We start from the raw sequence: 25,074 nt of genomic DNA on the forward strand, positions 1-25,074 counted from the left end.
CTTGAAAATGCGCCGCAGTGGAATTCTGCTGCATCCCACATCCTTCCCCGGACGTTTTGGCATTGGCGATCTTGGCACTGAAGCCTATCGATTTATCGATTTCCTGGCTGAGACGGGACAGCAACTCTGGCAAATTCTTCCCTTGGGGCCAACAGGGTCGGGGAATTCCCCCTACATGTGTTACTCTGCGATGGCCGGAAATCCTCTGCTGATCAGCCCTGAGCGGCTGCAACAGGATGGTTTACTAAGCGATCATGATTTTGAGGGATTGCCGGAATTCGACCTCGATCGCGTGCGTTACGACGCTGTTATCCAGAGCAAACTAGCGCTGCTCAGAAAAGCCAGCGACAACTTCAAACACCACGCAACCCCAGAACAAAAAGATAAATTCCACCAATTCTGTGAGAGCAAGGCTTACTGGCTGGACGATTTTGCCTTGTTCATAGCACTCAAAAATGAGCACAATGGCACAGCCTGGCACACCTGGGACCATGCGATCGCCAGCCGCCATCCTGAGGCATTAGAAGCCGCGAAAGAGCGCTTATCTGACGGAGTTTTCTTTGAAAAATTCCTCCAGTTCGAGTTCTTCCGTCAGTGGTCTGATGTCAGAAACTACGCCAATTCAAGGGGCGTTCAAATCATTGGAGACATCCCCATTTATGTGGCCCAGGATAGCGCTGACGTCTGGGGACATCCCCAAAATTTCCATCTAGATGAGGAAACCAATGAACCTGCGCTAATGGCCGGAGCGCCACCCGATTACTTTAGCGAAACAGGCCAGTTGTGGGGCAATCCCATTTACAACTGGGAGTACATGCAGCAATCCAATTTCAAATGGTGGATTCAGCGCTTCCACGCCATGTTGGATTATGTGGACTTAATTCGCGTGGATCACTTCATTGGGTTTGAGTCTTTCTGGGCCATTCCCAAAGGATCTAGCGATGCCAGAAGTGGACAATGGACCAAGGCTCCCGGAGACGCCTTATTCACCACACTTCAGCAAGAGTTAGGTGTGCTACCCATCCTGGCCGAAGATTTAGGAAGCGTCACCCCCGAAGTGGAAGCCCTGCGCGATAAGTTTGAATTCCCTGGCATGAAAATTTTGCAGTTTGCCTTCGGGGATAGTCCCAAAAATCCTTACTTGCCATTCAACTACGATCGCAACTTCCTGGTCTACACGGGCACCCACGACAACGACACCACCATCGGTTGGTACACCACCCTCAGCGACAAAGAACGCCAGGATGTGCTGACCTACCTGGGCTGTGCCAGTCAGGACGGCATTCATTGGGACATGATTCGTCTGGCTTTCAGCTCGATCGCCAACTTCGCCATCGTTCCTCTGCAAGACGTCCTTGGTTTGGGAACCGAAGCCCGCATGAACTTTCCTGGCAAACAGGACGGCAACTGGGAATGGCGGTATCGGGAGCATGATTTGAGTCAGGATGTACGCGATCGCCTCAAACACATTACCCACTTTTTCGATCGCGCTCCCTCCCATCACCACCACTAAAACTGTTGTGAGGAGTGTGGCGATCGCTCTCCTCACAGGGTTTTGAGCTTACACAAGACTTACGTATTTTTGTTTGTGGTGTGCGAAGCACACCACAAACATTCCTGTTGCAATCTAATGATCAGATGAGCTTGTTGAATCTGGCGAATGAGACATCACGCGATCGCGCCCCAGAGCTTTGGCGCGATACAACTGTTGGTCAGTGCTCTCAATGAGCGCAGAAGGTGAAGACCCGGGTGCAGGAAACCCAGTGGCCACACCCAGACTCAAGGTTACATAGGGGCTGGCTGGGGAATTGGCGTGGGGAATTTGCAGAGATTTAACGGCTTGGCGAATGGTTTCTGCAAGATGGATGGCTCCCTCAAGCTCGGTATTGGGTAAAACGACAATAAATTCCTCACCGCCATAACGGGCGGCTAAATCGTGCGATCGCTGAACCTGGCTACTCAAAACTCTGGCAATCCGCTGCAAGCAATGGTCACCAGCCAGATGACCGTAGAAATCGTTATAGCGCTTGAAATAATCCACATCCAGAAGAATCAGCGACAGCGGTAATTGCTCCCGTATCGAACGCTGCCACTCCTGCACCAGGTGTTGATCAACGTGGCGACGATTAGCCATTCCCGTTAGACCATCAACTATTGTCAGCCGATGTAGTTCCTGATTGGCTTGCTGCAATGCGACTTCTGCCTGTTTGCGATCGCTGATCTCTGCCATCAACTGTTCATTGAGAGAGTTCAACCGGGCAGTTCGTTCCTTCACCTTTTGGTCTAACTCTGCATTAAATGCCATCAAGAGCTGTTTCTGCTCTTCTAAGCTTATGAATAATGAATTGACGGCTCTGGACAGCTTGGCGACTTCATCTCTACCGGAGAAAACAGGAATCCGCGCGGTTGTATCTCCCTGGCGAATGCTATCCGCTGCCGCCGCAATTTGCAGTACCGGGTTTATCAACCATCCTGCAATCCACCAGACCAGGGCACCGCTAGTGACACCAAGCGCAATTCCCCAGATGATAATTTGTTCTTGCAACGCTACAGCTTCGGCAAAAGCTTCCTTTGCAGACTGGCGTACCAGAACTATCCAGCCCAAACCTGGATACTGGTCACACCCTTTAGTCGCGGCAAATCCTGTTAGGTAAGAAGTGCCATCGAACCATTGCTCGACTAGAGAACCGCTCTTCCCTTGCTGCGCTGACTGCACACTGATCAACGGCTGAGAGCCAAGAGTGGGTGAAGGTGGACCTGTCAGGGGTTCGTCACTATCAGGGGCACTGGCCGGGGCCAGCAACATCTCTCCAGATTTAGAGAGAACCATCACGTCGACGTTGTAATGATCGTGCAGGGGATTCAACAAATCATCCCGTACATGTTTTGCCCACTCCCAATAAAGATGGGCCCCCAGTACCCCTTCAAATTTGTTTGGATCTTGTGCATTAAATACAGGGGTGGCAATATCTACAAAACGAGTGGGTTCGGCACTGGAGTTGGGGTTAGGAAGGAGCTGAGCCAACAACTTGGCATCATGAACATCTTCAACAACCGCCCCCCATCTGCCTCGAATGAACCAGGGACGCTGTGAAACATTTTTTCCTTCTAATACGCGGTTTGTGCTGGCCAGAACGATACCATCAGAATTCGTTAAACCAATCCAGGCATAGTCTTTGTAGGCGTTCTGTAGGGTCTGGAGGAGCGATCGCTTACTCTCAGGAGATTGACGAGAATCTTGAATAGCGTTCAGTGTCGCGAGAGTTTGAATTTCCTGGTAGTAAACAAACATCCCCCGGTCCAAATTCCTGGCCATCTGATAAGCCAGCTCTTCCATAAATTGACCATTACCGGCTTTAATTTGAGCTTTACTGGTATTGCCAACAATCCATGACAACAACAGAGAAAAGCAGAGAATTGTTGTGGCAATAATTAATCCCAATCGCTGCTTAAAATTCTGCCGTGGATTGAGCCTTCTAATCCATTTTCCAAATACCATACATCACACAGCTATCTAACCTTGAGTTGAATAGCATCAAGCCAGCATTCTAATGAGAGGATTATTTTTTCAAGCTTCAATTGTATCCTGCACGATCCACCCAGACTGTGAGTTTTAATAATCTCGAATCTTGAACCAAACAACAGGCGAAATATTTGTCTGGGCTAGGTCTGTAAACCAGTTTTTGACCAATACATAATAGTTTCTCTATCTATCGGTATTTTCAAATCTTATGCCAAAATTTAGAATCCTCTTTTCACGGCTGCAAAGCGTCAGTAAAAAGAGGATTCTAAGGCTTGTTTTAAAAGCCATTTTTTTGTGCGCTTTGTATAGAAGAAATAGCCCTTTCAGCCGATCTTTCTGTACTGACTCAAGCTGTAAAGGTTGCCACAATCTAAAAAAATATTGTTGGATGCCCCCTTGTTTTTTCGTGCGCTAAGCGCACGAAAAAACAATTTCAGTGGATTAGCCCACACTCTGCTGAATGGCTTGAACTAAACCACTGCCCACATCTCGTGAAGGGCCAGGAAGCCGCTTAGCACCCTGTATCAGCCTTGCCCATAGCTCATTACCCTGGGCTCCCGTTGCCTGGGCATAGAGGGCTGCAACGCCTGCTACGTGGGGAGTTGCCATGCTGGTACCGCTAATGATGCTGTACCGGGTCGGCATGGGCCAGGACGAGTAAATATCCACCCCTGGTGCTGCCACATCAACTTGTCCACCCCGGGGATTTAAACCGCCATTGGAGAAGGGGGCGATCGCTAACCTCGAATCTACAGCCGCCACCGCCATAATGGAGGGGCAGTTCGCCGGATGGCTGACGGGTTGCACTAAGCCATACTGACGAAAACTATCATTCCCGGCGGCGGCTATAATCAGCGTGCCCCGGCGCAGGCTACGTTTACCGACCTGCTCGTATACACGGGAGAAGTTTTGTCCGGGTTGAATAGGGGCACCCAGGGACATGGAGATGATCTGACAATCGCTGGCGACCGCCCAGTTAATTCCCGCCAGAATGCCGCCATCAACCCCGCCGCCATCATCGCTCAGCACTTTGCCTGCGAAAATTTCGGCTTCGTAGGCCACACCATAACGAGGATAGGTTGGCAACTTCGAGCCACAGGCCGTTCCAATGCAATGGGTGCCGTGGCCGTTGCCATCCTGCACCTCTTCTCCCTCAACGAAAGATTTGCTGGTGATCTTGCGTCCAGCGAAGTCAGGATGGCTTAAATCGAGCCCTGTATCTAGCACAGCAACACGAATTCCGGCACCACTGTAGGGCGATGTATTGACATGGGTTGCCATTAAACCCCAGGTGAGTTCATCTGTAGCGGCTCCTACCCCGGGTGGCGCGCCGACTAAACTACTGTTGACGTCTCCATTCGTGAGGTGGTCAATGAGTTGTTGGATGGCATCCCGATAACCCCTCAGATAATCCAGAGAAACATTCACGCTGTCGCTTACTGCCGGTGGGGGCGTAGGGATCGTGGGCCGAAACTGCTCAGCATCGGGCAACGCATAAACGACTCGCTCGGGCTCCATGATCATGGGAGGGTTGGGGCTGGCGGCGACAGTGCTGAGCGATCGCACCTGATCACTATCCAGAGCCACCACTGCGACCCCTAATTCGTCAAACACGACCGACGTGGATTCCTCCACCTCGTCAATAATGACGGCATGGTCTTCAAAATCACCGGAGTGGGCAAATGCGGTGACGCCCGCATTATTGCCAAGGGCCTGGATGCCAGCACCAATATCTTCATCATCCAGCAGCACCAGATACCGACCCGTGGTCTGTGGGCCAGTTGGGATCCGGGGGAAGCTAGTCATAGACGGGACTTTTCCTTGATTGCATTCATCCTGAGTCTACGGCTGTATTTGAAGGATTTCCGCAAAATCTAAGGATTTCATCCGATGGGCAGACTTTAATTCCCTCAAGACTTACGCAGCCAGCCCTGCCCTTACGCAAGGAGGGGGAATGCAACGCACTCCCCCCTCTGAGTCATGGTAATAACGGAAGCTATGGCGTTATTTAACTCCCTCGGTCTGCAATTCAGAAATCAACTGCTCTAGATGGCCGCTCTCTGCCTGGTACACTTCGTTGCAGAAATGACAGGTCGCTTCAGCCCCGTTGTCTTTCTCGATCATGTCTCGCAGTTCGTCTTCCCCTAGCAGCTTCAGTGCTCCCAGCATCCGGTCGAACGAACAACCGCAGTGGAACCGCAACAGTTGCGTTTCTGGGAAAATATTGAGATCCATATCTCCCAGCAGATCGGTCAAAATCTGGGGCAACGATTTCCCAGCCTGGAGCAGCGGAGTAAAGCCTGCCAGGGTACTCAGACGAGATTCGAGAGTTTGAATCAACGATTCGCCCCGAGCTGCCTTGGGAAGAATTTGCACCAACAGGCCTCCGGCGGCTGTCACACCCTCAGGTTCAACAAAAACACCCACCATCAAAGCTGAAGGTGTTTGCTCAGACGTGACCAGGTAATAGGCCACATCCTCACCAATCTCCCCCGAAACCAGTTCTACCGTGCTGGAGTAAGGGTAGCCGTAACCAATATCTCGTAATACATGGAGTCGTCCTTCCCGGCCGATCGCTCCACCCACATCCAATTTCCCTTGAGGGTTAGGAGGCAGTTCCACAGAGGGATTTTGCACATAGCCCCGCACGGTTCCATCCAATCCCGCATCTGCAAAAACAATCCCCATTGGACCGTTCCCCCGAAAGTGTAAGTTCACCCGGGAGCCTTCCTTTTTCATGCTGGAAGCAAGAAGCAAGCCTGAACACATTGCCCTACCGAGGGCAGCGGTGGCGACATAGGAGAGTGAGTGACGTTGACGAGCTTCTTCCGTGAGGCGTGTCGTCACAGCACCGACCACCCGGATTCCCCCACCTGCCGCCGTTGCGCGAATCAATTGATCGGCCATAACCTAAACAGTTCTTCATAAATCCTCACTCCATTCTATATATTGCAGTTCCTGCTTGGGTGAAGTCAGCTCAAACCAATAACCAGCCCCATCTGTATGTTTTTTGTGGGTCTTAATCTTGCAATACTCTGGACCGTTTTTCTGAAACCCTTAATTTTTGCGTGCGCTTTGCGCATACAAAAATTAAGGGTTTCAGAAAAACGGTCCGAATTAATGATTCTGTATGAAGTAGGTAGCTAGCCGACCTCTGCGAGAAAAGCTGGGCAGCCACGGTATCGAAGCTCTTGTAAAATCCCTGCAAAACAACCTGTGATCTAAGTCACAAAAACTACACTGCAAGATAAAATCATTGTGAAATTTACTAGGCTCAAGCCTTAGGTTGCAAGGGAGAACGGGATAGGTTAGGGAATGGTTGACCCCTGAGCCGGTTGGGCAGATTAGGTCATAGTCCGCTCGAAAAGCCCGGTGGCTTGGCAACTCTGGCATTTGACCCGGATCGAGTATTTGGCTGAACGGAATTTTTTCCAGGAGTGCCGTGCTCTACAGAGTCCTTGAATTTCTCACTTCTCTGAATTTTTCGGATGTATTTCTCTGGCCTGCGGTTCTCTAACATACACTGACTACACAGGGCTTCTGGATGACTGGCTTAATGTTTGACCTACGCAGGGAAAATATGCTCAGCGTTCCCGCATTGACGCACGATCGCATTCTGGCGGCGATTGATGTGGGGACGAACTCGATCCACATGGTGATTGTCCACATTCAACCGTCCCTGCCTACCTTTACGGTGATTTCTAAAGAGAAGGCAACTGTACGCTTGGGCGATCGCGACCCTAAAACTGGCTGCCTCACCCCCGTTGCGATGGATCGTGCGACCCAGGCGCTCCGTCGCTGCCAGGAACTAGCCAATCGTCTTCATGCCGAGGATATTGTCGCTGTTGCGACGAGTGCTGTCCGAGAAGCCCCGAACGGTCGTGACTTCTTGCAACAAATCGAAGAAGAGTTGGGGCTCACCATTAACCTCATCGCTGGGCAGGAAGAAGCCCGACGCATCTACCTGGGCGTGCTCTCGGGGATGTCCTTCAACAACCAGCCTCACGCCATCATCGACATTGGCGGTGGCTCAACGGAGCTGATTTTGGGCGATGGACACGAACCCCGCAGCCTGAGCAGCACGAAAATTGGAGCCGTTCGTCTAACCGCCGAATTTGTTACTACAGACCCCATCAGTTCTACTGAGTTTGGTTACCTTCAAGCTTATGTGCGTGGGATGCTGGAGCGGCCCGTTGAGGAGTTATTAGCTCAATTGCAACCGGGAGAAACCTGCCAACTAGTTGGCACATCGGGCACCATTGAAGCGGTTGCGATGCTCCATGCCCGTGAGAAGCTGGGCATGATTCCCGACCCCATGCATGGCTACAGCCTCACCCTGGAAGATCTACGGGAGTTAGTCAATCGCCTGCGCCGTATGCCCTATGCTGAGCGCACGAAACTTCCGGGCATGAACGAGCGCCGTGCTGAAATCATTGTTGCAGGAGCGGTCATTCTGCAAGAAGCGATGACCCTGCTGGGCATGAACTCCATCTTTATCTGTGAACGGGCGCTGCGGGAAGGGGTGGTCGTCGACTGGATGTTGACCCACGGCCTGATTGAAGATCGGCTACGCTTTCAAAGCTCGATTCGAGAACGCAGTGTACTGCGTACCGCCCAGAAGTTTGAAACCAAGATGCCTTACTCCGAGTGCATCGCCCGCCATGCCATCAACCTGTTCGACCAGACCCAGGGAGTCTTGCACCCCTGGGGTGTTGAAGAACGGGATCTGCTCTGGGCAGCGGCCATGCTTCATAACTGCGGCCACTTTGTCAGCCACTCATCCCACCATAAGCATTCCTATTACTTAATCCGCAACAGCGATTTGCTGGGGTTCACCGAGGTCGAAATTGAGACGATCGCAAACCTGGCCCGCTACCATCGCAAGAGTTGTCCTAAGAAGAAACACGAGAGCTATCGTAATATCAGCAGCAAGAAGTACCGACGGGTTGTAGATCAGCTCAGCCCGCTGCTACGGCTGGCGGTCGCAATGGATCGACGGCAGATTGGAGCGATCGCTCAATTCACCTGTGAGCCCCGTCCCGAAGCCGGAGAACTGCGGCTGCACCTCTACCCCCGTCATGCAGGGGATGACTGTGCCCTGGAACTGTGGAGCCTCGATTATAAGAAGGGATGCTTTGAAGAGGTGTACGGCTTAAAACTGGTTCCTATTCTTCACCCGGATGCAAAGGGTTAACGTCACGCGCTCATTAATGTAACAAAACGGAAACATAACAAAACCGAGGAATCCGATTTTCGATGGCAACTCAGTCGTGGAATCGGGTTCTTCCATTTTGCTGGGGTGGAGGGCGATCGCATAACAACCGCAGCAACAATTGCAACCTGGAAATCAGCGATCCCCGTTGCGAGATCAACCGTTTGTTGATACTTTAGTGGCTTGTTTTACAAGAAGTGTCTAAAAGCTCAAATTTTTTGAATATCGCTGGTTTTTAAGCATATATCTCACCCGCAGAACGAATCTCTTTGATTGGCACCTGGAGCGACAAGTACCTCCGATTTAAGCCTGGACGGTTTTGTGGGCCACTGACGGACAACCGCTGAGACATCATGCATCGCCGTATCCCCCAACGCTTTACGATTTTCATCGCTTGTACAGGTAAGACCCCGCTGACTATCTCCATTCACCCCCTGATTTTGGTAGCGATTCTATTGGGCTCTATTTCCTTCCCGGTGGTGTCGGTTGCCAAAGCCTTTCAGACGATGACCAACCGCAACTCGCAGTTGACTCACGAGAACCGCAACCTGAATAAGCAGGCTCAGGAAATTCTGGAAGGCATGGAGCAATTGGAATCCGAAATTGACGCCCTGCAACGGCGGGCTGGGATGCCCGAAACTGGCTCGGAGAACCAATCCCGGCTACCTCAGGGGGGCGTACCCTTGGCTGTAGAAGGCAAATTCTTTTTATCTGTTGCTGAGGAACAGTTACCTCAGCTGATGGAGGATCTAGAGGGAACTCAACCGGCTCTGGAAGCTACTCTAAAACGAGAAAATGCAAGGCCTCAGGGCCTTCCGCTCAAGGCCAGTTATCGGGAGACTTCAGGTTTTGGGTTTCGGCGTAATCCCTTCGGTGGTGGCTCAGAGTTCCATGGTGGTCTTGATTTTGTGGCCGCTTTCCGCAGTCCGATTTATCCTACGGCTCCTGGGAAAGTGATTCGAGCAGAAATGTCTCGTGGGTACGGCTATCATGTGGTCATTGACCATGGTTATGGATATAAAACCCTCTATGGTCATATGTCAGGGCTAGCCGTAACTTCGGGTATGACGGTCGATCGCGATCGCATCATTGGCTATCTGGGCAATACAGGCCGCTCGACAGGTCCGCATCTACACTACGAGGTTTTCCGGAATGATCAGCCGGTGGATCCCAAGTATTATTTGGACTGAGCGATCGCATTTCACCTATTCATCGCTAGGGAGCGAGGTATGTTCGGCCGAAAGCAAAGCAACAATTCACTCACCTATCTGAGCGAGAAAAGTGAGTTTCAAGGGGCATTGCATATTGAAGGAAATCTACGGGTTGATGGCGTCATCCATGGCACCGTAGAAGTTCGAGGCGACATGGAAGTATCACATACAGGTTTGGTGGAAGGGCCAGAAATTCATACCCGTAACCTGATCATTCATGGGGTTGTTAAATCCCGTATTGTTGCAGAAGGTCGCCTCAGCCTGAGCCGCACCGCTCGTTTAGAGGGGGATGTTACTGCCCACTCCATTGATATTGAAGCGGGTGCCTTCTATCTAGGCCATATGACGACCTCTGATACTGAGGATAAGGTGCTCCCTGGCACTGGCAAGTATCCCGAATTAATCGGCGGCGAGCCGCAGTAAAATTTTCGCTTAGCCATCGTTGAGTGAGTGCTAGGCCAGAGTAGCGGCGTTACAGGTAACGCCGCTACTCTGCTCTGCCATTCATTTCAGAAACGAACGTTACCTGACAGGATAAGTCGAAGCACTATTGGGTGCTTCGACTTCTCCTGAACTGCTGTTGACGAAGGCTAGATCCTGAAAAACACCGACTCAAATTGCATGGTTTGTTTAGGGGAAATAAAGTGCTTTTCTCGAACCGTAAATCTGCCATAAACCGGGGGGGATAGAGTAGTGCCGTTGGTGAAAGGAACAGGTTAGGATTCTGACAGGCGATCGCACAGGCATTCTGTCGTTTGCCATGTCAACATTTATGGAACTTACGGTTCATGGGTAGCACTTTTGGGCATTTATTTCGCATTACGACCTTTGGCGAGTCCCACGGTGGGGGCGTCGGTGTTGTGATTGATGGGTGCCCTCCTCGTTTGCCCATCACACCTGAAGAAATTCAGTTTGAGCTGGATCGGCGGCGACCGGGCCAAAGTAAAATCACGACTCCCCGTAAAGAAGCTGATCAGTGCGAAATTCTCTCCGGGGTGCTCGACGGGCAAACCCTGGGTACACCCATCGCTATCCTGGTGCGCAACAAAGACCAACGCTCTCAGGATTACGACGAGATGTCGGTGAAGTACCGCCCTTCCCATGCAGACGCGACCTATGACGCGAAGTATGGGATTCGCGCCTGGCAGGGGGGTGGGCGCTCTTCGGCACGGGAAACCATTGGGCGTGTAGCCGCAGGGGCGATCGCCAAAAAAATCCTGCAACAAGTTGCCGGGGTGGAAATCGTCGGCTATGTGAAGCGTATTAAGGATCTGGAAGGGGTCATTGATCCGGAGACCGTCACCCTGGGCCAGGTGGAAAGCAACATCGTTCGTTGTCCTGATAGCGAAGCGGCCCAACGCATGCTGGATCTGGTGGAGAAGTACCGCGACCAGGGGGATTCCCTGGGCGGAGTGGTGGAATGTGTAGCGCGTCGCGTTCCCAGAGGTTTGGGGGAACCTGTGTTTGACAAGCTGGAAGCCGATCTGGCAAAGGCGATGATGTCGCTCCCTGCTACCAAGGGTTTTGAAATTGGCTCTGGTTTTGCAGGTACCCTGATGAGCGGGAGCGAACATAATGATGCCTTCATTACGGATGCCGAGGGAAATGTGCGAACGGAAACCAACCGTTCCGGCGGCGTGCAGGGAGGCATTTCTAACGGCGAAAACATCATTATTCGCATTGCCTTTAAACCCACGGCTACCATCCGCAAAGAGCAGCGGACGGTGACCAAGGAAGGTGAGGAAACCCTGCTGGTTGGAAAAGGCCGGCATGACCCCTGCGTGCTGCCCCGTGCGGTGCCCATGGTGGAGGCGATGATGGCCCTCGTGCTATGTGACCATCTCATGCGGCAACATGGACAGTGTGAACTGTTCTAGAGCTTGTTTATGACTGCTGATCTGTCCCCCGATCGCCCTACGGATTTTGCCCAAACCCTCGACCAGGCTGTGCAGATTTTCCGCACAGGACAGGGTAGCCGACCGGGGGCGGTCGCCATGGTTGAAGCCCTCCTCCAGGCCGAAACGACCGCCAAACGTGACCACATCACCTATCCCTTCTCAGCTCTAGAGGGACAGTGGCGGCTTTGTTTCACGACAGGGGTTCAGAAGCGCAAGGGGGGCGGCGTGCGGCTGACCCGAGGTTTTTATATGCCAGGGTTTACGCCTGCCTACATCAGCTTTTATCCGGAGGGCGAGACGCTGTTGGGGGAAATTCGCAATCAGATTTCCCTGGCAGGTTTATCGCTTACCCTTACTGGGCCTTGCCGCTACCCTGGCAAGAAAAATTTGCTGGTGTTTGATTTTACGCAGATGGAGATAAGGGTGGGCGATCGCTCCCTCTATCAAGGCGGTATTCGTGGAGGCTCAACCAAAGCTCAGGAATTTGCTCAGAAACCCGTTGCCAAGCTGCCCTTCTTTGCCTTCTTTCGCATCACTGAGGACTACATCGCAGCTCGAGGGCGAGGCGGTGGCTTAGCCGTTTGGGTTCGAGCTCAGGCTTAAAAAAGAAGTGTGTTGCTCTGCAACACACTTCTTTTTTAGGCTCACTACCACCAGCGAACTTGTAAAGCACTCCGTTCAGGTTCGGTGGGATCTATGCTAGTTTCCCAATCAGTAGGTTTGTAGGTGCCGAAGATTCGATCCCACCAATCAACCCCTAATCCAAAATTGTGATGCCATTGTCCGTAGGTGTGATGGACATAGTGAACGGGCATCGGCATCCAGAAGCACTTAGTGGGATTGTCATGCTGAAGCTGGTGAGCGTAGGCCGAAAAGATCGCGTATGTTACCGCTCCGAGGAAAAAAGCTAAGGAAACTTTCCAGGAAAATAGCAGGAGAATGAGTGGAATTGGCACCACGACTTTCATGTATTCCAGAAATTCTTTAAAGACCCCCTGGCCTGTATTTTCGGCATGGTGGTCGACATGGAATTGGCATTTGTCGGGCCGCACATGCATCAAACGATGTAACCAATACTCTACCAGGCTGCTGAACAAGAACGTTCCCACAAATACCAGGCCCAGACCCAACATTCCTCCGATACCCATTCTGTCTCTGACACCTCACATCACTCTATTCAGATCTTGCACTAAAACCTGGATTTTGCCGCCACTAAGCTGTCGCAGAATCCAGGTTTATTTTCTACAGGGCTTACGCCTTCTGTGGAGTGTGCAAAACACATCGCACAAGAAGGCGTTAGTCCTATTTCAACCGGGTGGGGGCTATAGATCAACTTCCGGCTTGGAAGTAAACTTCCTCGTAAGGTTGCAACAGCACCCAGCCATTACCCTGAAACTTGAGTTGGATGGACTCACCGCTGCCGCGTCCAAACAAAGTGCCCACGGTAAAATTGGTCGCTAGTTCTGGGGAGAGTGAACCCGACCAGGCAACCGTAGCGTTGGGGTCGCAAAACACGGGCATGTTGGGTTTGACGGGTAGGGCTAAAGGTTCGTGGTGGGTGGTGATGGCGACCATGCCGCTACCCGATAGGCGGATGTTGAAAAGCCCTCCGGCCATCATCCCCGCCACTCGGCGCATGAGTTTAATGTCCCATTTAATCGAGTCTTCCATCGCCAGAATGTCGTTGCCATTGACAAAAATCGTTTCGTTGTTAAGGTTCAAGATGTGAATCCGCTTGCCGTGATCGGCCAGGTAAACGCGGCCTGCTCCATCCATTTTCATGAGGGACATGCCTTCGCCGGAAACCATCTTTTTCATCAGGTTTTCTAAACCATGTTCGAGGATACCTTCTCGCTTAAAGTTGATATTCCCCAGGTATCCAATCATGGCCCCAACTTTAGCCCAAACTCTTCCATTGAGCTTCACTTCTAATAAGTGAGGGCTTTCTAACTCAAAGGTGTCCTGGCCATGTTCCTTTTGAGATGTAGCTTGTAGAAACTCATTCAGTGAGTAGCGAGACATCGTATTTTGTAATTGTTTAGTGTCATGGGATGTTGCTTAACCCCTTCACGTCATATGCTTCAAAGTGCGAGGCTTAAATTCCGGATTAGGTGTGATGGCCTATCCCTTGCCCAGCTCCAGCCCCAAAATATTGAGCCGCCCGTTTCGCAGGCGGCTCAATATTTTGGGGTTTCACCCACCTACTTTAACCTCAGTTCGGGTTAAGGGCTTTTTCGAGTGCCGCGCTTCGCGCGGCACTCGAAAAAGCCCATTATTGCGTGCGCGTCGCGCACGCAATAATGGGCGGTTCGGCTTATCCCGAACTGACGTTACTTTAGCCACGCATGCCCATCTGGACACGCCAGAGAGATGCGTAGAGACCATCTCGTTCGAGCAGTTCCTCGTGAGTGCCCCGTTCTACCAGTTGGCCTTGCTCCATGACATAAATGCAGTGGGCATTACGAATGGTAGAGAGGCGGTGGGCGATCGCCACTGTCGTTCGGTTCTGCGTAATGCGCTCCAGGGAATGCTGAATGGCTGCTTCCGTTTCGTTATCAACCGCTGAGGTCGCCTCATCGAGAATCAGAATGGGAGGATTCTTGAGAACGGCGCGGGCGATCGCAATCCGCTGTCGTTGCCCACCTGAGAGCTTCTGACCGCGCTCCCCCACAATAGTGTCGTAGCCCTGGGGCAACTGCTCAATAAAATCGTGGGCTTCGGCAATCTTGGCAGCTTCCACCACTTCACGGAATGTTGCGTCAGGGGTGCCGTAGGTGATGTTTTCCCAAACAGTACCGTGGAACAGGAACACATCCTGACTCACCAACCCCATTGCCTTTCGCAAATCTCGTTGCTGCAAATCGCGGATGTCATGACCATCGAGGGTAATCTCGCCCGACTCAATTTCATAGAGCCGCAGCAGCAACTTCACCAAAGTGCTCTTACCCGAACCCGTGGAACCAACGATCGCTGTCGTTTTCCCAGCAGGCATATGCAGAGTCAGGTTTTCAATGATAGGAGTGCGATCGCGATACGCAAACGTCACATCCTTCAACCAGATATCACCTTGAACACGATTGGTAGGTAGTGGTGTACGACCAGAGTGAATGGCAAGAGGCGTATCTAACAAATCCAATACCCGATTTGTAGACGCCATTGCCCGTTGATATTGATCCAAAGTTTCACCCAGACGCGTTAACGGCCAAAGTAATCGCTGAATCAGGTAAACCATGACGCTGTAGTTACCAACGGAAAGATTGCCGTTAACAACCGCTAATCCACCAAAGAACAACGTTGCTGTGAAACCTAACAGAATGAGAATGCGAATCAGCGGAACAAAGGCAGAACTCAGAGCGATCGCATGCTGGTTACTCTTGCTATACCCATCACTTTCCCGGCGAATGCGTTCAATTTCATAGGCTTCAGTGGTGAAGCTTTTGATGGTCATAATGCCGCCCAGGTTGTTAGACAGGCGGCTATTGAGCAAGCTAGCTTTCTCTCGCACGTCAGCATAGCGGGGAGCCAGGAGTTTTTGAAAGGCGATCGCTCCCCACAAAATAAAGGGCATGGGCAACATCGCCAATCCTGCCACGCCCGGAGCCAGGTAAAAGAAGATGCCACCAATGATCACCACGGTGGCGCTCACCTGCAAAACCTCATTCGCCCCATAATCCAAAAACCGCTCCAACTGATTAATGTCATCGTTGAGAATCGACATTAACCGCCCTGTGCTGCGGCTCTCAAAGTATTCCAACTCCAACTCTTGGATGTGAGCGTAAGCATCCAACCGCAAGTCGTGCTGAATATGCTGGGCCAGATTACGCCACAATCGCGCATAGGCATACTCAAACAGCGACTCTAAACTCCAGATGACAAAGCTGACGAGGACGATCGCCACCAACTGGCTCCGTACGCTCTCCAACCCAAACTGCGTCAACCAGGAATCTTGCTGCTGTACCACCACATCCACAGCCATACCAATCAATAGCGGTGGAGCCAAATCAAAAATCTTGTTCAAAATAGAACAGACGGTGGCTTGCCAGAAGCGACGACGATAAGCCTGGGCGTAGCCAAAGAGGCGACGGAGTGGGTGCGGACGATGCACGATTCGAAATACCTAGACTAAACAATATTCCGACTATAGCGGAAAGGCTATAGATCGTGGGCTGGGGAATAAATGCAAGTCATCTATGACAATACTCTGGAGAGTTTTTCTAAAGCCCTTGATTTGGTGTGCGCTTCGCGCACACCAAATCAAGGGCTTTAGAAAAACTCTCCGAACTAAGGCTGTGAGAAAAAGCTCGGCACAAAGTGCCGAGCTTTTTCTCACAGATGACTTGCTAACGTTGCGACTTAGAAGCCCCACTTCCGTTTGGGGCCGACGTCCAGGTGCAGAATGTGGCGACGGTTGCCTGGGTAGATGCCCAAACCACCGGGCCACCATGAGACAAACTGTCTCGCTAGGTCAGCTCCCATAAAACCCTGTACAACAATATCAACGCCCTTTCCTTCCAGGTGCTGGCTGCGTTTTGCGCCCCCAGCTCTTGCATTCCAGGGGTTGGGACGATACCAGGAAGTTACTCGGAACGGTTTACCAATTTGGTTGCGTGCCTTCTGAAGTTGAGTCGCCAGTGCGACCATATTGTTAGCGTGTTGAGCGCTTTGGGGAACGCGAACCCCACCGTGGGTTGCATCACCCCACGTGAAACTGCCACCGGAAATAATGGGTTGATCCGTATAGACCGTTCCTTTACCAGGAACTGAAATAGCTTTGCCCTTGTATTGTGTTGAAGATGACGTTGTGGTCTTGGCTGGCGCTGGAGAATCGGCCGGTGCATTGGGAACGGGGTACACAACAGTGTCATCAAATTTGACTTGGGCATGCTGTTCATAGGCATACCAGGTACTTAAACCTCGGATGTACTGCTCCTGGTTATTAATGGCAAACCGAATATGGTTATTGAACTCACCCTTTGCATCTGCATAGGCATAAGAATGTAGCTCAAAGGTCATTCCTTTCGTAGCTTTATACATTTCCTCTTCAGCGAGTTCAGAAGATGCTACGGGCCGGCGCTTCAGTATCGTATCCTGAGTGATTTCCAATATCTGCGCAGCCGTTTGTTCTTCCATGGGATAAACGACTTGCCCATCAAATTCAACCTCGGCAAATCGGTTGAAAATAAACCAGGTGTTAAACCCTTTAAGGTTTCCGTCTTTGAGTGTGAATTTGATGTGTTCGTCGAAATCACCGAAGGAGTCGGCATAAGCATACGATTGAATTTCGTATTGGGTAAGTTGGTTAATCGGGAATTTATCCGCCTCGGGAAGTTCACCAACATAGACAGGACGGCGCTTGAGAACAGCGCGCTGGTCGGTAATCTTCAGGATGTGTGCCATGGAGAGATGCTCCGTGATTGAACGAGATAGTTGTTTATTGAATCAAGAGTCGAACTTAGAATTCCCTGAAGCAAAGGAAGTTCATGTGCCGACCTTGACGTTTAGATTTGCAACACTCCGGCTTGCTAAAAACCTTTTAGGTAATGTCAGTTTGAAAAGACCTTTATGTAAGTTTGAGTTGTACTCAAAAATGGTTTTTTCGAGGGCTACCTATACCCCTTTCCAATCTGATGAGCTACGAGAAGGATGTGGGATTTTATCCCAGTCGCTCTCTCGTACCTCGCCAAATTGGAGACCGTCATACGATACATGGCCCTCGAAAAGACCCTGATTTGAACCCAGGTTTAACAAACGCCAGAGCATGAAACTTTTGGCTAAGAATGAATATCGTTCAGCGTACCTCTGCCAAAAGAAAGAATCCAGTGAAAAATAATAATCTTACAAATCTGTAACCGTTCCTAAGTCTGGTGATGTATGCGGGATCGGCGTGTGACAGAGCCCTGTATAGCTTTTGTCGCGTTAGTTAGGACATTCGGAGCGAGTGGGAGCCCGCTCTGGATGTCCTAACTAACGCGGCACTAGTAGGCTGCGGCCTAAGTTCGCAACCTATGTTTTTGTGTAGGGTGCGAAGCACCCTACACAAAAACATAGGTGATGGATTTCCGCCTCAGCGTACTAGCAATCGTAACCGCTTGTTAGCAAAGCCAAAAAAAGAGAGCGTGGGGATATGTCCCCACGCTCTTCTCATAGCACTGTCAAAACTCTACTGAGCAGGATTTGCCGGAGCATCAGGAGCCGGAGCTGTTAGAGGCGCGGAAGTTGCCGGAGCGCCGGGTGCCGCTTCTACCGGGGACAACCACTGGGCACTCAGCACCACGGTTAGGGCCAAAAACAGAGCTGTCAGAGTCCAGGTCATACGGTTCAGGGTTAACTCAGCACTCTTCGTGCTAGTAAACAGTTGAGCTTGGCCGCCCAATCCGCCTAGACCATCACCCTTGGGGCTGTGTAGCAATACCAGGACGATCAGACCAAAGGCGGTAAGACCCCAGAGAATATGAGCGATCGTTTCGAGTGTCATAGATAAACCAGCGGAGATGTCATGGGAGCGGCGAACGTCCCTTAATTATTGTACTAAAAGGCTTTGTCCCAAGAGGGTTGTTTTTGTGCGCATTGCGCACAAAAACAACTTTATAGGGAAACTCGTACCGGCGTGCGGTTTGCTCGGGTTTCGATTTCAGCGGTATCGATCAGGGAGGTACCCGTCATTTCAGTGGGTTGGGAAATTTGCAGAATTTGCAAAATAGTTGGTGCGATATCGGCTAGGGTACCGCCTGCCCGTAAACGAACCTCGGCCCCATGGCCGGGGATCTTACGCTTTTCTCCTTCTACCAGAATGAATGGCACGGGATTGGTGGTGTGGGCTGTCCAAGGGTTGCCTTGGTCATCCCACATCATTTCAGCATTGCCGTGATCAGCGGTGATCAGGGTGGTGCCTCCGGCCTTAACGATACTTTCGAGGAGACGACCAACGCAGCGATCGACGGTTTCAATAGCCTTTACCGTGGCCTCAATTTTGCCCGTATGGCCAACCATATCCGGGTTAGCGTAGTTGATCACGATCAGGGAATAGATGCCCTTTTCGACAGCGGCGATCGCCACTTCCGTTACCTTATCGGCTGACATCGGTGGGGTGCGATCGTAAGTCGCCACCATAGGGCTGGGAACCAGTTCTCGATCTTCTCCTGCAAAAGGCTCTTCAATACCGCCATTGAAGAAGTAGGTGACGTGAGCATACTTCTCGGTTTCTGCCAGACGCAGTTGCCGCAGCCCCTGTTGAGAAACAATTTCACCCAAAATGTTGGTGAGATCTTGGGGCTCGAAGGCTACCAGCACCGGAAATTCGGGATCGTATTGAGTAAAGGTCGCAAAGGCAAGGGGCGTGATGAATTCTCGCTCAAAGCCGTTGAAATTGCGATCGACGAACACTTGGGTCAGTTGGCGAGCGCGGTCGGGACGGAAATTGAAGAAAATAACACCATCACCAGCGCTAACAGCACCCGGAGCAACCCGAGTGGGTTCAACAAACTCGTCAGTAATCTCTGCCTCATAGGAGGCCTTAAGAATTTCCAGGGCAGAACGACCATCGCCGTCACCGTCCTGGGTGATCACTTTGTAGGCTTTCTCTGTACGATCCCAGCGGCGATCGCGATCCATGGTGTAATAACGACCGCTGATTGTCACAATGCGACCAATGCCGATTTTGACAATCATGTCCTCAATCTGCTGTACCGCCGCCAAGCCATCTGTGGGCTTCGTATCGCGCCCATCCGTGATGACGTGGAGGCACACATCGTTAATCTGCTGTTCTTTCGCCAGTTTGAGCAAACCTGCCAAGTGGCTCAGGTGGGAGTGTACCCCCCCATCGGAGCAAAGGCCAACGAAGTGGAGCTTTCCGCCACTTTGCCGGACTTCCTGGCACACCTTTAATAAGGCTGAATTGCCCAAAATTGAGCCATCTTCAACAGCATCGGAGATCCGCACCAACTCCTGGGGCACAATACGGCCTGCACCAATATTTAGGTGGCCCACCTCAGAATTGCCCATTTGCCCATCGGGTAGCCCAACATTCTTCCCGGAGGTATGAATCAGCGTACTGGGATAGGCTTCCCACAGGCTATTCATTACTGGCGTGTTAGCGGCGGCGATCGCATTGCCGTCCGTTTCTTCGCGGTATCCCCACCCGTCTAGAATTATCAGAACAACTGGAGAGACAGGCATCTGTGCCATCTAGATAGCCCTTGGTTTATCGGTAAGAATTTTCTCAGCAATCATATCATCCACTTTCGCACTTCCGCCTGGGTCGTCATGCCTATGACAACCGCCTTTTCCGAAAGATTTAAGAATTTCGGGTAAATCTTGCCAAATCTTGTTTTGGGAAAAGGAGACCGATAGCTTGAGTTGCTGTAGATATATCAGCATGTCCTATTTTGAAAGGCTTGATTTTGGTCATGCTATATGCATGCAAAATTAAGCCTTTCAAGAAAACGCCAGATGATTCAGTGGTGTCACAAGCTAAAAGGACCCATGAAAACGCCATGCTAGCGCATCAAAATCCTTTTTGTGGACTAGCATGTCAAGAAGTTTTTGAGGGGTTTATAGCCCCTTAAAAACTTCTTAAATTTAATGTTTAAGTGCGGGATTACCCCACACTTAAACATTGACGGACCACAAGTAACTCACGAAAAGGATTTTGACACCAGGTTTTAGTTTTTCTGTATAAATACATCCTGGTAATACTCTGCATACTGTGAAATGTATAAATATTGCAGCAGAGGAGGGTAGGCCCTAACAATTGCTTCCCCTCTCTTTGCCCTAGCGAAAGTGACTGTAGATCGCTCAGGTAGGGAAATCTCTCCCTTTTGAGTCTTGTAACCGTACTTCGTAGGTCATTCACCTTTGGTAGGGTTGAATGAAAGGGCATGCACTAGACTTAAGAGATAACGGGCTTTACAGGCTGCGGCCCAGGCAGCCTGAGCGACTGTGCAGGAGGAGATGAACTCGATGGCCGCAACGGATTTTAGGGATTATTACGGGATTTTAGGCGTGAGTAAAGGTGCCAGCGCCGATGAAATCAAGCGGGCTTATCGAAAGCTGGCCCGTCAGTATCACCCCGATATGAATCCTGGGAATAAAACCGCCGAGGCCCGGTTCAAGGAGGTCAGCGAAGCCTACGAGGTACTATCTGACACTGAAAAACGCCAGAAGTACGACCAGTTCGGCCAATATTGGAAGCAGGCTGGCAGTTGGCCGGGTGGCGGTGGAGCCGGGCAACCAGATTTTGGTGGGTTTGATTTTGGTCAATACCGCAACTTCGACGACTTTATTAATGAACTGCTGGGGCGCTTTTCTACAACACCAGGGGGAGGGCGTAGTTATGGTCCAGGCCCTGGTGGATTTGGGGTAGATGATGCCTTCGGTGGCCGCACCAGTACGAGTGGAGCTGACCTGGAATCCAATTTTGCCTTATCCCTTTCAGAAGCCTTTCATGGCGTCCAGAAACGCCTGAGTGTTGGCAATGAGGTGATCGATGTACGAATTCCTGCTGGGGCAAAACCGGGGAGCAAAATTCGTATTCGTGGCAAAGGGCAACCCAGCCCCTACGGCGGGTCACGGGGTGACCTGTATCTAAAAATCGAAATTCGACCCCACGCCTTTTTTAAGTTTGATGGGGATAACCTGACGTGTGATGTGCCGATCGCCCCGGATGAAGCCGTGCTTGGGGCTGCTATCGAAGTTCCGACTCCCGATGGTATGGTCACCGTGAATGTGCCATCGGGAGTTCGTTCAGGTCAGTCTCTGCGGCTGCGTGGGAAGGGCTGGGTGACCCCGAAGGGCGATCGCAGCGACCTACTCGCCAAGGTCGTCATTATCCCTCCCAAAGATATCAGCGCTACGGAACGGGAGCTTTACGAAAAGATTCGCGCTAACCGCACCACTGATCCCCGCCAGGACCTACGGCAAGTCAAGCTTTAATTCCTATACGGATTTTGGGTGATTTCTGTAGAGGCGAGTTTTGACGTTACCTTAACGACCTATTCAGGAACTTCCACGCAAACCCGCTGTGGCGATCGCTATCAATCGCCACAGCAGGTTTCGCTATTCAGCCAACAGCATGACCGTGAGTTAACCTCAGTTCGGGTTAAGGGTTTTTTCGAGTGCCGCGCTTCGCGCGGCACTCGAAAAAACCCATTATTGCGTGCGCGTCGCGCACGCAATAATGGGCGGTTCGGCTTATCCCGAACTGACGTTGAGTTAGTTGCTAAACCTGTCCTATTGAAACATGGGTAATAATTTTGTGGGGTGTGCAAGGTACAGCAGGCTTGTGTAAGTCTTGTACCTCAGTACGGAACAAACAATAAAACTACCTCTAAAACTCAGAGTTCTTTGTTGTGAGGGTGTCGCCCCCACAACAAAGAACTCTGAGTTTTAGAGGTTTTGATCTGTACTATCAAAAACGGATAAATTAATGCTCAGCAATGGGTTCGAGTAGCCGAACTCCACCAGGGTCTACAGCTTGTAGCAACTCGTTAACGGTTCTTTCCCATACGGGCACGATCCAATCCGAGGCAATTTCTGCTAGCGGTACGAGAACAAAAGCCCGCTCGTGCATTCGAGGGTGGGGAATTTGCAGGTCAGGGCTATCTACAACCGAACCGTCGTAGAGCAACAAATCCAGGTCGAGCAACCGGGGACCCCAACGCTCATGACGTACTCGGCCAAATTGTGCTTCGATTTCTAGCAGGGTTTCCAGTAGAGCTTCCGGGGAAAGATACGTGGAGACGAGCACACAGGCATTGAGGTAATCGGGTTGTGGCGGCCCCAGGGGGGCGGTGCGATAGAAACTAGATATTTGATTGACCTGGATACCGGGGATCTCATCAAGAACAGCGATCGCGCTTTGCAGGATAGTGTGGGAATCACCCAAATTACTGCCGAGGGCGATCGCAGCCCGGTGAAGGGAAACGGGCGATCGCCCCACCGACGGGGGGTCAAGCTCTAGCATAAGGTTTCCTGTATCTATTCCACTTAAAGAACCGTGATGAGGAGTGCATCACGTCGCGCTGCACTCCTCATCACGGTTCTTCGACTGCATTCTATGTTACCAGGTCGGATCTACAAACAAATTGATGGCTAATTCACTTTCGCTGGGAGGTACTGCACTGATGCACGAGCAGATGATCTGGCCATCGGGCAGTTCTACCTCGCAGGCATGGCAAGAACCCATCAGGCAACCCGTTGGGATGGAGATCCCGGCACGACTGGCCACCTGTAGAAGGGGTTCGCCTACTTCAGCCTCGACAACCACATTATCGGGAAGAAAACGAATATGAACACTCATAACGAAAATCTGAAAAATTCCTAAATCAAGAAATAACGGAATTGCCGTTTGCTGAGCGGCCCAAAGCCAGTCAACAACCCCCCAATAGGCTACTTTCACCCGTGCCAATAGGGGGAATCTACCTCTCTACTCAATGCTACGATGCAAAGCGAGATACAGCAAAACACACTAAATTCAATACCTGGGCAAAAGATAGTGCTTTAATGTCCAAATAATTTTTTGAATTCAGCGTGTTTGTATGACTCAAGGATAAACGGGTACGTTGCACCGAAAGGGTTAGGGATATTAAGCGCACGTTCAAGTGCGCTTATTTTGTTTCTAGAGGTTGTAAAGCCCCGTTGTGAGGCAGTGGCGCTTAGCACGACTCGCTCACAACGGGGCTTTACGTCGCAGTGATTAGGAGTTGAGCCAACTTGTAATCACTGCAGGATTAATGTAGGCTTCGACCACATCTGCCAAAGAATCGAGCATCATTTCTCGCTGTTCACGGTAGTTGGAGATCCCCGTGGGCAGGGACTTTAAGCCACGCTGCTGACGAAGTCGATTCAGCCAGGCCCGACGCCAAGCCCCGTTGTCAAAAATGCCATGCAGGTAAGTGCCCCAAAGAGATTGGGTGGAATCGACGGTGCCTAGAGGTTTGTCATCAAATAGAGGGAAGTATTGCGTTCCTTCTGCTCCTTCCTCTTCTGCCAGGTGGCTGCGGCCCTGATGAATTTCGTAGCCTGCTACAGGAAGCCCGGTTTGAGGATAGTTGGAGGTAACCTGCCGTTGTCGGGAAACCTTTTGCCCTGTAATCACGGTCTTTAGGGGGAATAAATCCAACCCCTTGTAACGACCCTCATGGCCTTCAACCCCTTCGGGATCGGCCAGCACTTTGCCCATCATCTGGAAGCCACCACAGATACCCATGACGGTCCCACCTGAGGCCGCATAGCTTTGAATTTCTTCGGCCATGCCGGTTTTCTGGAGGGCTAACAGGTCGGCAATCGTGGTCTTCGATCCCGGTAAGATGACCGCATCGGGATAACCCAGAGATTCTTTTAAGCCGACATAGCGCACATTGACGCTAGGTTCGGAATCCAGGGGGTCAAAATCTGTGAAGTTGGAAATTCGAGGGAGGCGGACAACGGCAATGTTGATTTCTCCAGTGCTCTTAGACGATGGGCGATCGAGCAGGGATAGGGAATCTTCTGCTGGAAACACGGTATCCATCCACGGAATGACACCGATGACAGGAATACCTGTGCGGTTCTCCAGCCATTCGATACCGGGTTGGAGGAGCGATCGCTGCCCCCTAAATTTATTGATCACAATCCCCTTCACCAGTGCCCGCTCCTCGGGCTCCAGCAGTTCCAGGGTGCCTACTATTTGGGCGAAAGCTCCCCCCCGGTCAATATCCACTACCAGGATGGTGGGTGCATTCAAGTAACGAGCGATCCGCATATTAGTCAGGTCGCGGTGCTTGATGTTGACCTCTACTGGGCTACCGGCCCCCTCACAGACCAGCAGGTCAAACTCTTCGCTTAGTCGTTTGAGCGATTCTTCAATGGCTTGCCATCCCGGTTCAAAAAGCTGCTCGTAGTACTCAGCGGCTCCAATGCGGCCCACAGGTTTGCCCTTGAGAATCACCTGGGACGTCATATCGCCTTGAGGCTTTAACAGAATTGGGTTCATCTCAACCCGGGGCGTGATCCCTGCCGCCCAAGCTTGCACCGCTTGAGCATGACCAATTTCGCCACCATTGTTGGTCACGTAGGCATTCAGGGCCATGTTTTGCCCCTTAAAGGGGGCCACTTGCCAGCCCTGCCGGCTCAAAATGCGGCATAGAGCCGTTGTTACCATGGACTTCCCGGCATGGGATGTCGTCCCAACGACCATGATGGCTTTCATCCAAAACCTCCAGAAACCCAAGAATAATCAGCCACGGTAGATGG

20 protein-coding genes and 1 pseudogene are annotated in these 25,074 nt (G+C 51.3%); 9 read left to right on the top strand and 12 right to left on the bottom strand.

The window, feature by feature from the left end; all coding sequences use genetic code 11:
- Window positions 1-7 precede the first annotated feature (7 nt).
- Window positions 8-1,513 carry a 4-alpha-glucanotransferase gene (gene malQ, locus NDI52_RS01280; RefSeq protein WP_190774326.1) on the top strand — a complete coding sequence of 502 codons (1,506 nt, stop codon included), beginning with the start codon at window positions 8-10 and terminating at the stop codon, window positions 1,511-1,513.
- Between the two features lie 114 nt (window positions 1,514-1,627).
- On the opposite strand, the gene NDI52_RS01285 is transcribed toward malQ, so the two are convergent.
- The 3 genes from NDI52_RS01285 to hslO form a co-directional block, all read right to left on the bottom strand.
- Window positions 1,628-3,499 (bottom strand): diguanylate cyclase, encoded by a 1,872-nt coding sequence (locus NDI52_RS01285; protein WP_190774315.1) that lies wholly within the window; start codon window positions 3,497-3,499, stop codon window positions 1,628-1,630.
- Between the two features lie 465 nt (window positions 3,500-3,964).
- Window positions 3,965-5,329 carry a S8 family serine peptidase gene (locus NDI52_RS01290; protein WP_190774314.1) on the bottom strand — a complete coding sequence of 455 codons (1,365 nt, stop codon included), beginning with the start codon at window positions 5,327-5,329 and terminating at the stop codon, window positions 3,965-3,967.
- Window positions 5,330-5,527: 198 nt separating this feature from the next.
- Window positions 5,528-6,430 (bottom strand): Hsp33 family molecular chaperone HslO, encoded by a 903-nt coding sequence (gene hslO, locus NDI52_RS01295; RefSeq protein WP_190774313.1) that lies wholly within the window; start codon window positions 6,428-6,430, stop codon window positions 5,528-5,530.
- 673 nt (window positions 6,431-7,103) lie between these two features.
- Here hslO and NDI52_RS01300 point away from each other — a divergent pair.
- From NDI52_RS01300 to NDI52_RS01325, 6 genes are all read left to right on the top strand, one after another.
- Window positions 7,104-8,717: a Ppx/GppA phosphatase family protein gene (locus tag NDI52_RS01300; protein WP_242036027.1), complete on the top strand. Its 1,614-nt coding sequence runs from the start codon at window positions 7,104-7,106 to the stop codon at window positions 8,715-8,717.
- A gap of 62 nt (window positions 8,718-8,779) precedes the next feature.
- Entirely contained in the window at window positions 8,780-8,914 is a 135-nt protein-coding gene (locus NDI52_RS01305) for a hypothetical protein (protein ID WP_277874872.1), read from the top strand.
- A gap of 174 nt (window positions 8,915-9,088) precedes the next feature.
- On the top strand, window positions 9,089-9,925 hold the full coding sequence (locus NDI52_RS01310) for a M23 family metallopeptidase (RefSeq protein ID WP_190774311.1): 837 nt from the start codon (window positions 9,089-9,091) through the stop codon (window positions 9,923-9,925).
- Between the two features lie 39 nt (window positions 9,926-9,964).
- The gene (locus tag NDI52_RS01315; RefSeq protein WP_190774310.1) at window positions 9,965-10,369 is read left to right on the top strand and encodes a polymer-forming cytoskeletal protein; all 405 of its coding nucleotides are present in this window, start codon (window positions 9,965-9,967) and stop codon (window positions 10,367-10,369) included.
- Window positions 10,370-10,734: 365 nt separating this feature from the next.
- On the top strand, window positions 10,735-11,823 hold the full coding sequence (gene aroC, locus NDI52_RS01320; RefSeq protein ID WP_190774309.1) for a chorismate synthase: 1,089 nt from the start codon (window positions 10,735-10,737) through the stop codon (window positions 11,821-11,823).
- A 9-nt stretch (window positions 11,824-11,832) separates the two neighbouring features.
- Entirely contained in the window at window positions 11,833-12,447 is a 615-nt protein-coding gene (locus NDI52_RS01325) for a hypothetical protein (RefSeq protein WP_190774308.1), read from the top strand.
- A 44-nt stretch (window positions 12,448-12,491) separates the two neighbouring features.
- On the opposite strand, the gene NDI52_RS01330 is transcribed toward NDI52_RS01325, so the two are convergent.
- From NDI52_RS01330 to gpmI, 6 genes and pseudogenes are all read right to left on the bottom strand, one after another.
- A complete protein-coding gene (locus NDI52_RS01330) occupies window positions 12,492-12,992 on the bottom strand; it encodes a sterol desaturase family protein (protein WP_206754980.1) in 501 nt (166 codons plus the stop codon).
- Window positions 12,993-13,173: 181 nt separating this feature from the next.
- A complete protein-coding gene (locus NDI52_RS01335; RefSeq protein ID WP_190774307.1) occupies window positions 13,174-13,866 on the bottom strand; it encodes an AIM24 family protein in 693 nt (230 codons plus the stop codon).
- A gap of 313 nt (window positions 13,867-14,179) precedes the next feature.
- A complete protein-coding gene (locus NDI52_RS01340; protein ID WP_190774025.1) occupies window positions 14,180-15,949 on the bottom strand; it encodes an ABC transporter transmembrane domain-containing protein in 1,770 nt (589 codons plus the stop codon).
- Between the two features lie 248 nt (window positions 15,950-16,197).
- The gene (locus NDI52_RS01345) at window positions 16,198-17,241 is read right to left on the bottom strand and encodes a D-Ala-D-Ala carboxypeptidase family metallohydrolase (protein ID WP_190774026.1); all 1,044 of its coding nucleotides are present in this window, start codon (window positions 17,239-17,241) and stop codon (window positions 16,198-16,200) included.
- A gap of 853 nt (window positions 17,242-18,094) precedes the next feature.
- Window positions 18,095-18,319 (bottom strand): annotated as a pseudogene (secG, locus tag NDI52_RS01350) (preprotein translocase subunit SecG); the annotation flags it as partial.
- A gap of 110 nt (window positions 18,320-18,429) precedes the next feature.
- The gene (gene gpmI, locus NDI52_RS01355) at window positions 18,430-20,028 is read right to left on the bottom strand and encodes a 2,3-bisphosphoglycerate-independent phosphoglycerate mutase (RefSeq protein ID WP_190774028.1); all 1,599 of its coding nucleotides are present in this window, start codon (window positions 20,026-20,028) and stop codon (window positions 18,430-18,432) included.
- A 774-nt stretch (window positions 20,029-20,802) separates the two neighbouring features.
- Here gpmI and NDI52_RS01360 point away from each other — a divergent pair.
- Both NDI52_RS01360 and NDI52_RS01365 read left to right on the top strand, forming a co-directional pair.
- Entirely contained in the window at window positions 20,803-21,774 is a 972-nt protein-coding gene (locus NDI52_RS01360; protein ID WP_190774029.1) for a DnaJ C-terminal domain-containing protein, read from the top strand.
- Between the two features lie 18 nt (window positions 21,775-21,792).
- Window positions 21,793-22,089: a hypothetical protein gene (locus tag NDI52_RS01365; protein WP_190774030.1), complete on the top strand. Its 297-nt coding sequence runs from the start codon at window positions 21,793-21,795 to the stop codon at window positions 22,087-22,089.
- A gap of 175 nt (window positions 22,090-22,264) precedes the next feature.
- On the opposite strand, the gene folK is transcribed toward NDI52_RS01365, so the two are convergent.
- The 3 genes from folK to cobQ all read right to left on the bottom strand — a co-directional run bounded on the left by folK (window position 22,265) and on the right by cobQ (window position 25,030).
- Window positions 22,265-22,804, bottom strand: a complete 540-nt coding sequence (folK, locus tag NDI52_RS01370) for a 2-amino-4-hydroxy-6-hydroxymethyldihydropteridine diphosphokinase (RefSeq protein ID WP_190774031.1) — start codon at window positions 22,802-22,804, stop codon at window positions 22,265-22,267.
- A gap of 96 nt (window positions 22,805-22,900) precedes the next feature.
- Window positions 22,901-23,140 carry a 2Fe-2S iron-sulfur cluster-binding protein gene (locus NDI52_RS01375; protein WP_190774109.1) on the bottom strand — a complete coding sequence of 80 codons (240 nt, stop codon included), beginning with the start codon at window positions 23,138-23,140 and terminating at the stop codon, window positions 22,901-22,903.
- A 396-nt stretch (window positions 23,141-23,536) separates the two neighbouring features.
- Complete coding sequence (gene cobQ, locus NDI52_RS01380; RefSeq protein WP_190774032.1) at window positions 23,537-25,030, bottom strand: cobyric acid synthase CobQ; 1,494 nt, start codon at window positions 25,028-25,030, stop codon at window positions 23,537-23,539.
- Window positions 25,031-25,074: the final 44 nt, after the last annotated feature.

Source organism: Leptolyngbya sp. PL-A3 (assembly GCF_039962325.1).
Classification (GTDB): Bacteria; Cyanobacteriota; Cyanobacteriia; order Elainellales; family Elainellaceae; genus Vacuolonema.